Here is a 13,261-nt window from a genome sequence, read left to right on the forward strand (position 1 = left end):
CCCCCCTTGCCCCGCCCCCTTGCCCCGTCCCGTCCCGTCCCGTCCCGAAAAGCTCATGCACCCGGCACCTCGACCAGCACCGCCGAAATGTCGTCGGGAAAATCGCTCCCCCCCGCCGCCTCGCCCAGGCGCCAGAGCAGGGTTTCCAGAAAGGCGGTGCCGCGGCTGTCGCGCAGCTCGGCCATCAGCGCCATCAGCCCCTCCGTGTCCAGCAGCCCGCCGCCCTCCTGCCCGTCGTCGCCCCGCACCGGGCATTCGGTGATGCCGTCGGATTGCAGCAGCAGCCGGTCGCCCGGCTCCAGCCGCAGCCTCACCTCCTCGTAGGAGGCCCCCGGCAGCAGGCCGATCGGCACGCCGCCCCGCCCCACGCTCTCGATCCGGCCATCGGCGCGCTGGATCAGCGGATGAGGATGTCCGGCCTGCACCAGCCGCACCTGCCCGGTGGCGATCTCCACCTGGGCCAGCACCAGGGTCAGGTAATGTTCGCTCGCCATCTCGCCCAGCACCAGCTGGTTGAGATGCCGTGCCACCTCGGCCGGAGGGCGCGGCGCCGGCTGGCCCGCCCCATCGCGCTGGATCGCCAGGTTGCGCCCCGGCGTCGCGGAGGTCAGGTAGCCCGCCAGCCGCGCCGTCATCAGCGCCGAGCTGATCCCGTGCCCCGAGACATCCAGCGCGAAACAGCCGAACCACTGCGCATTCACCGGAAAGAAGCCCACCAGGTCACCGCCGACCCGGCCCGCCGGTCGCAGCAGCAGCGACACCGCGGCGCCGCCGAAATCGCGGTGCCGGTCGCGCACCAGGCTCTGCTGCAGCTTCTTGGCCTCGATCAGGTCGCCGTCGATCAGGTCATGGGCCGCCTGAAGGCGGTCCAGGGTCTGGCCCAGCAGGCGGTTCTGGGCGCGCAGCTGGCGGCTCATCTCCAGGATGCGCTCTCCGGCATTCAGCCGCGCCCGCAGCTCCGACTTGCTGACCGGCTTGGTCAGGAAATCGTCGGCCCCGGCATCCAGCCCCATGGCAACGCTCAGTTTCTCCTGTTTCGAGGTCAGCAGGATGAAGTAGCCGTAGCCCTCCCGGGGCAGCTGGCGGAAGGCCTCGCAGAAGCCCAGACCGTCCATGCCCGGCATCATCCAGTCGCTGATCACCAGGTCCGGCGGGCGTTCGCGGCACAGGGCCAGCGCGGCATCGCCGGTCTCGGCCTCGTCCACCACATAGCCCCAGCCCAGCAACAGCCGCCGCAGGATGTGACGCTGCAACCGGCTGTCGTCGACGATCAGCACCCGGCGCGGCACGGCATCCTGCCGCCCCGGCCCGCTGCCGTCCGAAATCTCCGCTCGTCTGTCCTGTCCAGCCCGCATGTCACCCGCCAACCCGGCCCCGGCCGGGGCCCTGCATCCGCCGCCCCGCCCCGGCGGCGCAGATCCGTCGGTCGGGGATAGGCCCACGCCCTTAACAAGCCATGAAACTCCGCATTCGATCTTTCCGGGCAAGGCGGGATTAAGACCTCGGGCCTATAGCCAGCGGGAGTGCGGACGGGAGAGGCGAAGATGATATCCTGGGATCAGGTGATGTCCCTGCGGGACGACGTGGGCCATGACGATTTCGGAGAGGTCGTCGATATCTTCCTGGAAGATGTCGAGGAGACGCTGGCGGGCCTGGCCCGCGGCCCGCTGCTGGAACAGGTGCTTCATGCGCTGAAGGGATCCGCGCTGAACCTCGGGTTCAACGCCTTCGCGGGCCTGTGCGCCGAGGGCGAGCGGATGGCGGCCCAGGGCGCCGGCGATGCGGTGGACCTGGGCGCGATCCGCAGCTGCTACGCCGAAAGCCGGGCCCTGTTCCTGGACGAGCTTCCGACGCGCACCGCCGCCTGAGGCGCCCTCAGATCAGGAATTCGGCCAGCACCGGATCGGTGGTGATGTCGCGATAGGTGAAGCCCGCCGCATCCAGCCGTTCCGCCAGCGCATCCAGGTTCTCGGCGGCCTTGGTCTCGATCCCGATCAGCACGGTGCCGAAGTTGCGCGCCGATTTCTTCAGGTATTCGAAGCGGCTGATGTCGTCCTCCGGCCCCAGCATGTCGAGGAATTCGCGCAGGGCCCCGGGGCGCTGCGGCAACCGCAGGATGTAGTATTTCTTCACCCCCGAGAAGCGCTGCGCCCGCTCCTTCACCTCGGGCAGACGCTCGAAGTCGAAATTGCCGCCCGAGGTCACGCAGATCACCCGCTTGCCGGCGATCTCGTCCTGCAGATCCTCCAGCGCGTTGACCGACAGCGCGCCCGCAGGTTCCAGGACGATCCCCTCGACGTTCAGCATCTCCAGCATGGTCAGGCAGATGCGGTCCTCGGGCGCGGCCAGAACATGGTCCGGGGGCACATCCTTCAGCCGGGCGAAGGGGCGGGCCCCGATGCGCGCCACGGCGGCGCCATCGACGAAGCTGTCGACCTTGTCGAGCGTCACCGGCGCGCCGGCTTCCACCGCCGCGCGCAGCGACTTGCCGCCCTCGGGCTCCACGTAGCGGATCTGCATCCGGTCGCCGAAATAGCTACGCACCCCCGAGGCCAGACCGCCCCCGCCCACCGGCAGCACGATCATGTCCGCAAGGCCGGGCAGCTGCTGCTCGATCTCGGCGGCAACAGAGGCCTGCCCCTCGATCACGTCCTCGTCGTCGAAGGGCGCCAGGAAATGGCCGCCGGTCTCGGAGCAGTAGCGCTGCGCCTCGGCCAGGGTATCGTCGAAATAGTCGCCGACCAGACGGATCTGGATGAAGGGACCCCCGAAGGTGCGGGTCTTGTCGATCTTCTGCTGCGGCGTCGTCACCGGCATGAAGACCACGCCCGGAACTTCGAAATGACGGCACATGAAGGCCATGCCCTGGGCGTGGTTGCCGGCACTGGCACAGACGAAGGAGGGCGCGCCACCGGCGGACATCACCTTGCGCATCGCATTGAAGGCGCCGCGCAACTTGTAGCTGCGCACCGGCGACAGATCCTCGCGTTTCAGCCAGATCTCGGCCCCGTAGCGGGCCGAAAGATGATCGTTGCGCAGAAGCGGCGTGGCGGGAAAGACCTCCCGCATCGCCACCATGGCCGCCCGGGCCTTGTCCAGAAACTCGCTCATATCCTCGTCTTTACGCCTTGTATCCTTGCTTGCAAGGGGCCTTAGGCTTGTACCCTTGGCGAAAAAGGGCTATCGCCCGGCGAAACTCGAATTGAGGGAAAATTCATGTCCGCGCCCAAGAAAGTCGTCCTGGCCTATTCCGGTGGCCTCGACACCTCGATCATCCTGAAGTGGCTGCAAACCGAATACGGTTGCGAGGTCGTCACCTTCACCGCTGACCTCGGTCAGGGCGAAGAGCTGGAGCCGGCCCGCAAGAAGGCCGAGCTTCTGGGGATCAAGCCCGAGAACATCTACATCGAAGACGTCCGCGAAGAATTCGTGCGTGATTTCGTCTTCCCGATGTTCCGCGCCAACGCGGTCTACGAAGGCCTCTACCTGCTGGGCACCTCGATCGCCCGTCCGCTGATCTCCAAGCGTCTGGTCGAGATCGCCGAAGAGACCGGCGCCGATGCCGTCGCCCACGGTGCCACCGGCAAGGGCAACGACCAGGTCCGCTTCGAACTGTCGGCCTATGCGCTGAACCCGGCCATCAAGGTGATCGCGCCCTGGCGCGAGTGGAACCTGCATTCGCGCACCGCGCTGCTGGCCTTTGCCGAACAGAACCAGATCCCGATCGCCAAGGACAAGCGCGGCGAGGCGCCCTTCTCGGTCGATGCGAACCTGCTGCACACCTCCTCCGAGGGCAAGGTGCTGGAGAACCCGGGCGACATGGCGCCCGACTACGTCTTCCAGCGCACCGATGATCCGGTCCTGCAGGCCCCGAACGAGCCCGAGTACATCGAGGTCACCTTCGAGAAGGGCGACGCCGTCGCGATCAACGGCGAGGCGATGAGCCCGGCAACGATCCTGACCAAGCTGAACGAGCTGGGCAAGACCCACGGCATCGGCCGTCTCGACTTCGTGGAAAACCGCTTCGTCGGCATGAAGTCCCGCGGCGTCTACGAGACCCCCGGCGGCACCATCCTGCTGGAAGCCCACCGTGGCATCGAACAGATCACCATCGACAGCGGCGCGGGTCACCTGAAGGACTCGATCATGCCGCGCTACGCCGAGCTGATCTACAACGGCTTCTGGTTCTCCCCCGAGCGCGAGATGCTGCAGGCGCTGATCGACAAGTCGCAAGAGTTCGTCACCGGCACCGTCAAGCTGATGCTCTACAAGGGTTCGGCGCGCACCGTGGCCCGCTGGTCGGACTATTCGCTGTATTCCGAGAAGCACGTGACCTTCGAGGAAGACGCGGGCGCCTACGACCAGAAGGACGCCGCCGGCTTCATCCAGCTGAATGCGCTGCGCCTGAAACTGCTGGCAGCACGCAACATGCGGGTTAAGAAGTAACCACTTCTACCACATTTGGTATGAAGGGCGCAGAGATGGCGATCTCTGCGCCCTTTTTCCATGTCCAAAGCCGCAAGGCCGCCTTAAGGCTTGGACCGGCTGCCGGGGACGTCCACCTTGGCGCCAGACCGACGCCCTGCGGAAGGATGTTTCCGATGACCCCGATCCTGCTCATTCCCGGCCTGATGGCGACGCCTGCGCTGTTTGCGGCCCAGATCCCCGCGCTCTGGCCGCATGGCCCGGTGAGCGTCGCCAACACCCTGCGCGGAGAGACCATCGCCGAGATGGCCACGGCGATCCTGGCCGATGCGCCGCCCCGCTTTGCCCTGGCCGGGCTGTCGATGGGCGGCTACATCGCGATGGAGATCATGCGCCAGGCCCCCGAGCGGGTCGAACGGCTGGCGCTGCTGGATACCACCGCGCGCCCCGATACCGACCAGCAGACCGCCTATCGCCGCGCCACGCTGGAAACCCTTGCCCCGCTGGAAGGCCGCCAGCTGCGGCTGGCCTATGCCGCTTCCCTGCCGGGCCTGGTCCATGCAGGCCATGTCGACGGGCTGCGCAACGAGGTGGTCACGATGTCCGTCTCTCTGGGCCATTCGGTGCTGGCGCAACAGTCCGCCGCGATCATCTCGCGCCCGGATTCGCGGCCCGACCTGCCCGGTTACGATCTGCCGGTGCTGGTGCTGGTGGGCGCCGAGGATGTGCTGACCCCGCCCGAGATGGCCCGCGAGATGGCCGAGGCGATTCCCGGCGCGCAGCTGGTCGTGGTGCCGCAATGCGGCCACCTGGCGACGATGGAGCAGCCCGAGGCGGTGAACCTGGCGCTACTGGACTGGCTGCGGCGCTGACACCCCGGCCGGCCCCCGGGAAATCCGTGGGGACAGCACGAAAACAAGCGGGCCGCCACCAAGGTGACGACCCGCCGGGTTCCAACTGTGAACCACTCTTTACGCTTGGAGTGTGGTAACTCCCCCAGCCGGTTCGCCTCCAGACGAAGCCGACCATGCCTGTCAACCTTCAGGCGCACTCTTAATTCGACTAGCCCAAGGTAAGGCGCCCGCCCCGAAATTCAAAAGGGAAAAGCGCTCATCCATGACAATTGTCATATTTCCGCTCGTGTCGGGATGACATCTGCGGTGCCAAGACGCGTCACCATCACCGCCGCCGCCTTCTGCGCCAGCGTGATCGCCTCCTCCATGGACAGCCCCTGGTCGAGACCGGCCAGAAGGTAGCCCGTGAAGGTGTCTCCGGCACCGGTGGTGTCGACCGGGGTGACCTTCGGCGCCGGCACGTCCTGCACCTGCCCCGAGACGGTATCGAATCGCCGGCAGCCCTTGGCGCCCAGTGTCACCAGCACCTCGGCCACGGGCAGCGCCTCGGGGGCAAGGCCGGTGGCGTCCTGAAGCTGACGCGCCTCGACCTCGTTCATCACCAGGATGTCGAGCTGGTCCAGAACCGCCGCAACCGCCGCCGCATCGAAGGGCGCCGCCGCATAGGCCAGCCGCAGCCCGCGGGCCTTCACCGCCCTCGCAAAGGCCTGCTGGCCGTTGGTCTCGTTCTGGAAGACGGCGATGTCGCCGGCACGGGCCCCCTCCAGCGCGCTGGCAATCGCCGCCTCGCTGATTTCGGTGTTGGAGCCCGCCAGAAGCACGATCTGGTTCTCGCCCTCGGCATCAAGGTAGATGATCGCCTGGCCGGTGGGACCCGGCAGTTCCGCCAGATGGGTGGTGCCCACGCCGTAGCCGGCCAGGCGTTCCTTCATCCACAGCCCGTCCTCTCCGACGGCGCCGATATGTTCCACGTGGGACCCGGCGCGGGTGGCGGCGACGGACATGTTCGCCCCCTTGCCCCCCAGCCCCTTCTGGTAGCCGGTCGCGGAAAGGGTCTCTCCGGGCGCCGGCATGTGCGGCACCCGGAAAACCATGTCGGCATTCACCGACCCGAGGTTCCAGACGGTCAAGCTTTCACCTTGCAGGCCGCCATGACGGCCATGTTCAGGATGTCGTTGACGGTCGAGGTGGTGGAGCAGAGCTGCACCGGCTTGTCGATGCCCGACAGGATCGGGCCGATGATCGTCGCACCGGCCATTTCCTGCATCAGCTTGATCGAGATCGAGGCCGAGTGCCGCGCCGGAACCACCAGGATGTTGGCATTTCCGCTCAGGCGCTGGAACGGATAGTTGCCGCGCGCCTTGGCGTTCAGCGCCACGTCCACGGTCATCTCGCCTTCGAACTCGAAGTCGACGCCGCGCTCTTCCAGCACCTTCGGCGCGAGGTGCATCTTCTCGGCCCGTTCAGAGACCGGGTAGCCGAAGGTCGAGAAGCTGACGAAGGCGACGCGGGGTTCCAGACCCAGATCACGCGCCACCTCGACCGAACGTTCGGCGATATCGGCCAGGTCGTTCTCGTCCGGCCATTCGTGGACCAGCGTGTCGCCGATCAGCACGATGCGGCCCTTGTGCAGCACGGCGGTGGTCCCGACGGCGCCATGTTCGGCATCGGCATCGAAGACGTGGCTGATCAGCTCCATCACATGGGCCGACTTGCGGGTCGCGCCGCTGATCATCGCATCGCCGTGGCCATGGGCCAGCATCAGCGCCGAGAAGACGTGACGGTCGCGCGCCGCCAGGCGGTGGACGTCCTGCATGTCCATGCCGCGCCGTTGCAGGCGCTTGTAGAGGAACTCCTTGTAGGTGCCGAGGTGCTCGGTCATGGCGGCATTGGTGATCGTCAGCTCGCCCACCGCATCGCCAAGGCCGGCGGCGGTCAGCTTTTCGGCCACGTCGGCTTCGCGGCCCACGACGATGGCCTCGCCCATGCCGGAACGCTGGTAGAGCACGGCGGCGCGCAGGACGCGGGGATCATCGCCCTCGGCGAAGATCATCCGGGCCTGGGCACGGCGCGCCCGGGCGTTCAGGCCGCGCAGGATCGAGGCGGTCGGGTCCATCCGCGCGCGCAGCGACACCTGGTAGCCATCCATGTCGACGATGGGACGGCGGGCGGCACCGGTTTCCATGCCGGCCTGGGCGACGGCGGGGGGAATGCGCCAGATCAGGCGGGGATCGAAGGGGGTCGGGATGATGTAGTCGCGCCCGAAGGTCAGCGCCTTGCCGTAGGCCAGCGCCACCTCATCCGGCACATCCTCGCGGGCCAGGGCCGCCAGAGCCTGGGCACAGGCGATCTTCATGTCGTCGTTGATCGCGCGGGCGTGGATATCAAGCGCGCCGCGGAACAGGTAGGGGAAGCCCAGCACGTTGTTGACCTGGTTCGGATAATCCGAGCGGCCGGTGGCGACGATCACGTCCTCGCGGACTTCGTGGACCTCTTCGGGGGTGATCTCGGGGTCGGGGTTCGCCATGGCGAAGATCACCGCGTTGGCGCCCATGGATTTCACCATGTCCTGCGTCACCGCGCCCTTCACCGAAACGCCCAGGAACACGTCGGCGCCCACCATCGCCTCGGCCAGGGTGCGGGCCTCGGTGTTGGCGGCATGGGCCGACTTCCACTGGTTCATGCCTTCCTTGCGGCCCTGGTAGATCACGCCCTTGGTGTCGCACATGATGCAGTTGTCATGCCGCGCGCCCATGGCCTTGAGCAGCTCGAGGCAGGCGATGCCCGCCGCGCCCGCGCCGTTCAGGACGATCTTCACGTCCTCGATCTTCTTGCCGCTGATGTGCAGCGCGTTGATCAGCCCGGCGGCACAGATCACGGCGGTGCCGTGCTGGTCGTCGTGGAAGACGGGGATGTCCATCTCTTCCTTCAGGCGCTGCTCGATGATGAAGCATTCCGGCGCCTTGATGTCTTCGAGGTTGATGCCCCCGAAGGTCGGCCCCATCAGCTTCACGGCCTTGATGATCTCTTCGGGATCCTCGGTGTCCAGCTCGATGTCGATCGAGTTCACGTCGGCGAAGCGCTTGAACAGCACCGACTTGCCTTCCATCACCGGCTTGGAGGCCAGCGCGCCCAGGTTCCCCAGACCCAGGACCGCCGTCCCGTTCGAGATCACCGCCACAAGGTTGCCCTTGTTGGTGTAGTCGTAGGCGGTCTCGGGCTGTTCCGCGATCACCTCGCAGGGGACGGCGACGCCCGGGCTGTAGGCCAGGCTCAGGTCCCGCTGGGTGGTCATCGGGACGGTGGCCGTGATCTCGAACTTGCCCGGCGTCGGTTCCAGGTGAAAGGCCAGCGCGTCTTCGCGGGTGATGCGGCTCTTGCTCATGAATTACTTCCCTCCGAATTCAGGGGATGAATATCGGGTTGCGCAGGGTGCCTCAACTGCCGACAGCATTCCCCTTTCGCCGCAGGGCCGGGACCGTTAAGTTGCGCGAAACGCTTCGGGGGATACATGAACACGGCGGCAAACGTCACGCCGATGATGGCGCAATACCTTGAGATCAAGGAACAATATCCGCACGCCCTGCTGTTTTACCGCATGGGCGATTTCTACGAGATGTTCTTCAAGGACGCGGAAGAAGCCGCGCAGGCGCTGGACATCGCACTGACCAAGCGGGGCAAGCACCTGGGCGAGGACATCGCCATGTGCGGCGTTCCCGTGCATTCGGCGGAAAACTACCTGCTGACGCTGATCCGCAAGGGCTTCCGCGTCGCCGTCTGCGAACAGATGGAAGACCCGGCCGAGGCCAAGAAACGCGGCTCGAAATCCGTGGTGCGGCGCGACGTGGTGCGCTTGGTCACCCCCGGCACCCTGACCGAGGACAGCCTGCTGGAGGCGCGGCGCCACAACTTCCTGGCCGCCTATGCCGAGATGCGCGATGGCGCGGCGCTGGCCTGGGTCGATATCTCGACCGGGGCGTTTCACGTGATGCCGCTGGCGGCGGTGAAGCTGGGCCCGGAACTGGCCCGCCTGACCCCCTCCGAACTGCTGGTGAGCGAGGCCGACGAACCCGGCCTGCGCGCCCTGGGCGAGGATTTCGGCATTTCGCTGACGCCGCTGGCGCGGGCCTCCTACGACACCGCCAGCGCTACCAAGCGCCTGACAGAGCTGTTCCGCGTCGGTACGCTCGACAGCTACGGACAGTTCACCCGGCCCGAGGTTTCGGCCATGGGGGCGCTGGTCGACTACCTGGAGATCACCCAGAAGGGCAAGCTGCCGCTGCTGCGTCCCCCCGTGCGCGAGGCGATGGAGGGCACGGTGCAGATCGACGCCGCCACCCGCCGCAACCTCGAAATCACCCATGCGATGACCGGAGGCCGCGCCGGATCGCTGCTGCAGGCCATCGACCGCACGGTGACACCGCTGGGCGCGCGGCTGCTGGAACGCCGCGTGGCCTCCCCCTCGCGCAGCCTGACGGTGATCACCGAACGGCTGGACGCGGTGGATTACGCGCATAGCAACACCCGCACCGCCGCCGACCTGCGCGCGCTGCTGCGCAAGGTGCCCGATCTTGATCGCGCGTTGTCGCGGCTGTCGCTGGAACGCGGCGGCCCGCGCGACCTGACCGCGATCCGCAACGCGCTGAGCCAGGCCGAACAGCTGGCCGCCCGGCTGGGCAATGCCTCCTCGCTGCCGCAGCTGCTGGCGAAAAGCGCCCATGCCTTCTCCGGACAGGAGGCGCTGCACGCGCTCCTGGACGTGGCGCTGGTGGCCGAGCCCCCGCTGCTGGCCCGCGACGGCGGCTTCATCGCCAAGGGCTTCCACGAGGAGCTGGACGAGGTCCGCCGCCTGCGTGACGAGGGCCGCGGCGTGGTCGCCGCCATGCAGGGCCGCTACGCCGAGGAAACCGGGATCAATTCGCTGAAGATCAAGCACAACAACGTGCTGGGCTACTTCATCGAGGTCACGGCGACCCATGGCGACAAGATGCTCTCGCCGCCGCTCTCGGAGCGTTTCAAGCACCGCCAGACCACGGCCAACCAGCTGCGCTTCACCACGCCGGAGCTGTCGGACCTGGAAACCCGGATCCTGAACGCCGCCGGCCAGGCCCAGGGGATCGAGCAGCAGCTCTTTGCCCAGCTGCGCGAGAAGGTGCTGGAGGCCGCCCCGGCGCTGACCCAGCTCTCGCAGGCACTGGCCGAGTTCGATCTGGCCACCGGCCTCGCCGACCTGTCGCGCTCCGACAACTGGGTGCGCCCCAAGGTGGACATGTCGCGCAGCCTGCGCATCGACGCGGGTCGCCACCCGGTGGTGGAACAGGCCCTGCGCCGCGAGGGCGCGCCCTTCATCGCCAATGACTGCGCGCTGATGCCCGATGGCCCCCACAGCGCCGCGATCTGGCTGCTGACCGGCCCCAACATGGCCGGTAAATCGACCTTCCTGCGGCAGAATGCGCTGATCGCGCTGCTGGCGCAGATGGGCAGCCACGTGCCCGCGGATGGCGCCCATATCGGTCTGGTCAGCCAGATCTTCAGCCGCGTCGGCGCCAGCGACGACCTGGCGCGGGGCCGCTCGACCTTCATGGTCGAAATGGTCGAAACCGCTGCCATCCTGAACCAGGCCGACGACCGCGCGCTGGTGATCCTCGACGAGATCGGCCGGGGCACGGCGACCTACGATGGCCTCTCGATCGCCTGGGCGACGCTCGAGCACCTGCACGAAACGAACCGCGCCCGGGCCCTCTTCGCGACCCATTACCACGAGATGACTCAGCTTTCGAAACGCCTCTCGGGCGTGGAGAACGCCACCGTCAGCGTGCGCGAACATGAGGGCGAGGTGATCTTCCTGCACGAGGTCCGCATGGGCGCGGCCGACCGCAGCTACGGCGTGCAGGTGGCCAAACTGGCGGGGCTTCCCGACAGCGTCGTCGCCCGGGCCCGCGAAGTGCTCGCTTCGCTCGAGGACAATGCCCGCAAGGGCGGCGGCAATCCCCGCGCGGTGATCGACGACCTGCCGCTCTTCGCGGCGGCTCCGCCGCCCCCGCCGGCACCGAATATCCCGCCACAGATGCTGGCCGTTTCCGAACTCCTGTCAGAAGTGCATCCCGACGACCTGAGCCCGCGTGAAGCGCTGGAGGTGCTCTACCGGCTGAAAGAAGCCGCCAAGGGGTGAAAATGGGGGCTCTGCCCCCGTCAGCCTTCGGCTGACTCCCCCGAGGTATTTGAAACAAGAAAATGAAGAAAGCCGGCCGCGCTTGGGGCGCGACCGGCTCATTCATCTGGCCAAAAATATCCCCGCCGGAGGCTCCGCCCCGAAAGGGGCGAAATCAGCCCGTGAAGGAACTGACACCGACCTGGGCGGGGCGCAGCAGGCGGTCGTGCAGCATGAAGCCCTCGGCCGAGACCTGGATGATTTCGCCGGCCTTGGTGCCGGGCACCGGAGCCTCGAACATCGCCTCGTGCTGGTTCGGATCGAACTTGTCGCCAACCGCCGGGGAAATCACCACCAAGCCGTGCTTGCGGAAGGTGTTCGACAGCTCGCGCATGGTCAGCTCGATGCCTTCCAGAAGCGCGGTGTTTTCCTCGGTCTTGTCGCCCGCAGCCTCAAGCGCACGCTTGAGATTGTCGTAGACCGGCAGCATGTCGCGGGCGAGTTTCGAGCCGCCGTACTGCTCGGCCTCGCGGCGCTGCTTGTCGGCGCGCTTGCGGGAATTTTCCGCATCCGCCAGCGCGCGCATCCACTTGTCCTTCATCTCGTCCCGTTCCGCGCGCAGCGTCTCGAGCTCGACATCGGCATCGTCGATCTCTTCCGTCTCGAACGCGCGGGCTTCGGCCTCGGCCCGCTCGGGATCATCCAGGAAGTCGTCGTCTTTCGGCTCTGCCATCATTTCACCTCACTGAGCGGCCCCTAGCGGCGGTCGGAAAGCATCCGCCCCACCAGCTGGGCCGTATAGTCCACGATCGGCACGATCCGTCCGTAATTGAGCCGCGTGGGCCCGATCACACCGACCGCACCGATGATTTTCCGGTCCGCGTTCATATAAGGAGAGACGACCAGAGAGGAACCCGAAAGTGAGAAAAGTTTGTTCTCGGAGCCGATAAAAATGCGCACGCCCTCGCCATCCTCGGTCAGTTCCAGGAACTCGGCAATGTCCCGCTTGCGCTCCAGGTCGTCGAACAGCTCCCGGATGCGATCCAGGTCGGCCTCGTCCGCGCCGATGAGATTCGAGCGCCCCCGCACGATCAGCCGGTCGTGCAGGCCGCCCTCGCCCTCCCAGATGGCTGCGCCGCTTTCCACCAGCGCCCGCGCCAGCCCGTCGATCTGCTGACGCCGCGCCTCGATCTCGCGGGCGACGACGGATTTGACCTCCGAGAGGGTCTTGCCCTCCAGCAGCGCGTTCAGGAAATTCGCGGCCTCGCGCATGGAGGACGGCGTCTGGCCGGGCGGCGGGGTGAAGATGCGGTTTTCCACGTGGCCATCGCCGAAGACCAGCACCACCAGCGCCCGGTCATGCCCGAGCGCCACGAATTCGATATGCTTGATCGGCGCCTCGTGCTTGGGCGCCAGCACCAGAGAGGCGCCCTGCGTCGCGAGGCTGAGCGCCGAACCGATGCGGTCCAGCAGCGTCGAGGGGTCGCCGCCATTGCCCACCGTCGCGTCGATCTTCTGGCGTTCGTTGGCATCGAGATCGCTGACCTCGAGGAGCCCATCGACGAACATCCGGAGGCCGCGCTGCGTCGGGATGCGCCCGGCCGAGACATGCGGGCTGTCCAGCAGCCCCATGTATTCGAGATCCTGCATCACGTTGCGGATCGTGGCCGCGCTGACCTTCTCGCTCATCAACCGGGTGAGCGTGCGCGAGCCCACCGGCTCCCCGCTGTCGAGATAGCCTTCCACCACCCGCCGAAACACCTCGCGCGAGCGGTCGTTCATGTCGTTGAGGATGGATTTCTGCTCTGCCATCGCCGCATTCCGTTCTGAC

At 67.0% G+C, this 13,261-nt stretch carries 10 protein-coding genes; 4 read left to right on the plus strand and 6 right to left on the minus strand.

Annotation, left to right across the window (positions count from 1 at the left end; translation table 11 throughout):
- Positions 1 to 53: 53 nt before the first annotated feature.
- On the minus strand, positions 54 to 1,355 hold the full coding sequence (locus tag KM176_RS17615) for a PP2C family protein-serine/threonine phosphatase (RefSeq protein ID WP_160891325.1): 1,302 nt from the start codon (positions 1,353 to 1,355) through the stop codon (positions 54 to 56).
- A 189-nt stretch (positions 1,356 to 1,544) separates the two neighbouring features.
- Here KM176_RS17615 and KM176_RS17620 point away from each other — a divergent pair, with 189 nt between their 5' ends.
- A complete protein-coding gene (locus tag KM176_RS17620; RefSeq protein ID WP_160891327.1) occupies positions 1,545 to 1,868 on the plus strand; it encodes an Hpt domain-containing protein in 324 nt (107 codons plus the stop codon).
- 7 nt (positions 1,869 to 1,875) lie between these two features.
- On the opposite strand, the gene ilvA is transcribed toward KM176_RS17620, so the two are convergent.
- Positions 1,876 to 3,111, minus strand: a complete 1,236-nt coding sequence (gene ilvA / locus KM176_RS17625) for a threonine ammonia-lyase IlvA (protein ID WP_160891329.1) — start codon at positions 3,109 to 3,111, stop codon at positions 1,876 to 1,878.
- Positions 3,112 to 3,216: 105 nt separating this feature from the next.
- Between ilvA and KM176_RS17630 the strand changes: the two genes are divergently transcribed.
- Positions 3,217 to 4,446: an argininosuccinate synthase gene (locus tag KM176_RS17630; RefSeq protein WP_160891331.1), complete on the plus strand. Its 1,230-nt coding sequence runs from the start codon at positions 3,217 to 3,219 to the stop codon at positions 4,444 to 4,446.
- A gap of 155 nt (positions 4,447 to 4,601) precedes the next feature.
- Positions 4,602 to 5,297 carry an alpha/beta fold hydrolase gene (locus KM176_RS17635; protein WP_160891333.1) on the plus strand — a complete coding sequence of 232 codons (696 nt, stop codon included), beginning with the start codon at positions 4,602 to 4,604 and terminating at the stop codon, positions 5,295 to 5,297.
- Positions 5,298 to 5,551: 254 nt separating this feature from the next.
- Here the strand turns inward: KM176_RS17635 and KM176_RS17640 are convergent, their stop codons facing one another.
- Together KM176_RS17640 and KM176_RS17645 are read right to left on the minus strand one after the other, a co-directional pair.
- Complete coding sequence (locus tag KM176_RS17640) at positions 5,552 to 6,409, minus strand: ribokinase (protein ID WP_160891335.1); 858 nt, start codon at positions 6,407 to 6,409, stop codon at positions 5,552 to 5,554.
- Positions 6,406 to 8,664 carry an NADP-dependent malic enzyme gene (locus KM176_RS17645; RefSeq protein WP_160891337.1) on the minus strand — a complete coding sequence of 753 codons (2,259 nt, stop codon included), beginning with the start codon at positions 8,662 to 8,664 and terminating at the stop codon, positions 6,406 to 6,408. The genes KM176_RS17640 and KM176_RS17645 overlap by 4 nt, the downstream gene beginning before the upstream one ends.
- Before the next feature lie 126 nt (positions 8,665 to 8,790).
- Between KM176_RS17645 and mutS the strand changes: the two genes are divergently transcribed.
- Complete coding sequence (gene mutS, locus KM176_RS17650) at positions 8,791 to 11,451, plus strand: DNA mismatch repair protein MutS (RefSeq protein ID WP_236045363.1); 2,661 nt, start codon at positions 8,791 to 8,793, stop codon at positions 11,449 to 11,451.
- 154 nt (positions 11,452 to 11,605) lie between these two features.
- Here mutS and KM176_RS17655 read toward each other — a convergent pair whose 3' ends face one another.
- Complete coding sequence (locus KM176_RS17655; protein WP_160891339.1) at positions 11,606 to 12,163, minus strand: nucleotide exchange factor GrpE; 558 nt, start codon at positions 12,161 to 12,163, stop codon at positions 11,606 to 11,608.
- Positions 12,164 to 12,186: 23 nt separating this feature from the next.
- On the minus strand, positions 12,187 to 13,242 hold the full coding sequence (gene hrcA, locus KM176_RS17660; RefSeq protein WP_160891341.1) for a heat-inducible transcriptional repressor HrcA: 1,056 nt from the start codon (positions 13,240 to 13,242) through the stop codon (positions 12,187 to 12,189).
- Between the last annotated feature and the right edge of the window lie 19 nt (positions 13,243 to 13,261).

It is taken from the genome of Pseudooceanicola endophyticus (genome assembly GCF_018760365.1).
GTDB lineage: Bacteria > Pseudomonadota > Alphaproteobacteria > Rhodobacterales > Rhodobacteraceae > Pseudooceanicola > Pseudooceanicola endophyticus.

Excerpts from the sequence above, each read along its gene's own strand:
- KM176_RS17615 (WP_160891325.1), bottom strand. The coding sequence starts at position 1,355 with ATGCGGGCTGGACAGGACAGACGAGCGGAGATTTCGGACGGCAGCGGG.
- KM176_RS17620 (WP_160891327.1), top strand. The coding sequence starts at position 1,545 with ATGATATCCTGGGATCAGGTGATGTCCCTGCGGGACGACGTGGGCCAT.
- ilvA (WP_160891329.1), bottom strand. The coding sequence starts at position 3,111 with ATGAGCGAGTTTCTGGACAAGGCCCGGGCGGCCATGGTGGCGATGCGG.
- KM176_RS17630 (WP_160891331.1), top strand. The coding sequence starts at position 3,217 with ATGTCCGCGCCCAAGAAAGTCGTCCTGGCCTATTCCGGTGGCCTCGAC.
- KM176_RS17635 (WP_160891333.1), top strand. The coding sequence starts at position 4,602 with ATGACCCCGATCCTGCTCATTCCCGGCCTGATGGCGACGCCTGCGCTG.
- KM176_RS17645 (WP_160891337.1), bottom strand. The coding sequence starts at position 8,664 with ATGAGCAAGAGCCGCATCACCCGCGAAGACGCGCTGGCCTTTCACCTG.
- mutS (WP_236045363.1), top strand. The coding sequence starts at position 8,791 with ATGAACACGGCGGCAAACGTCACGCCGATGATGGCGCAATACCTTGAG.
- KM176_RS17655 (WP_160891339.1), bottom strand. The coding sequence starts at position 12,163 with ATGGCAGAGCCGAAAGACGACGACTTCCTGGATGATCCCGAGCGGGCC.
- hrcA (WP_160891341.1), bottom strand. The coding sequence starts at position 13,242 with ATGGCAGAGCAGAAATCCATCCTCAACGACATGAACGACCGCTCGCGC.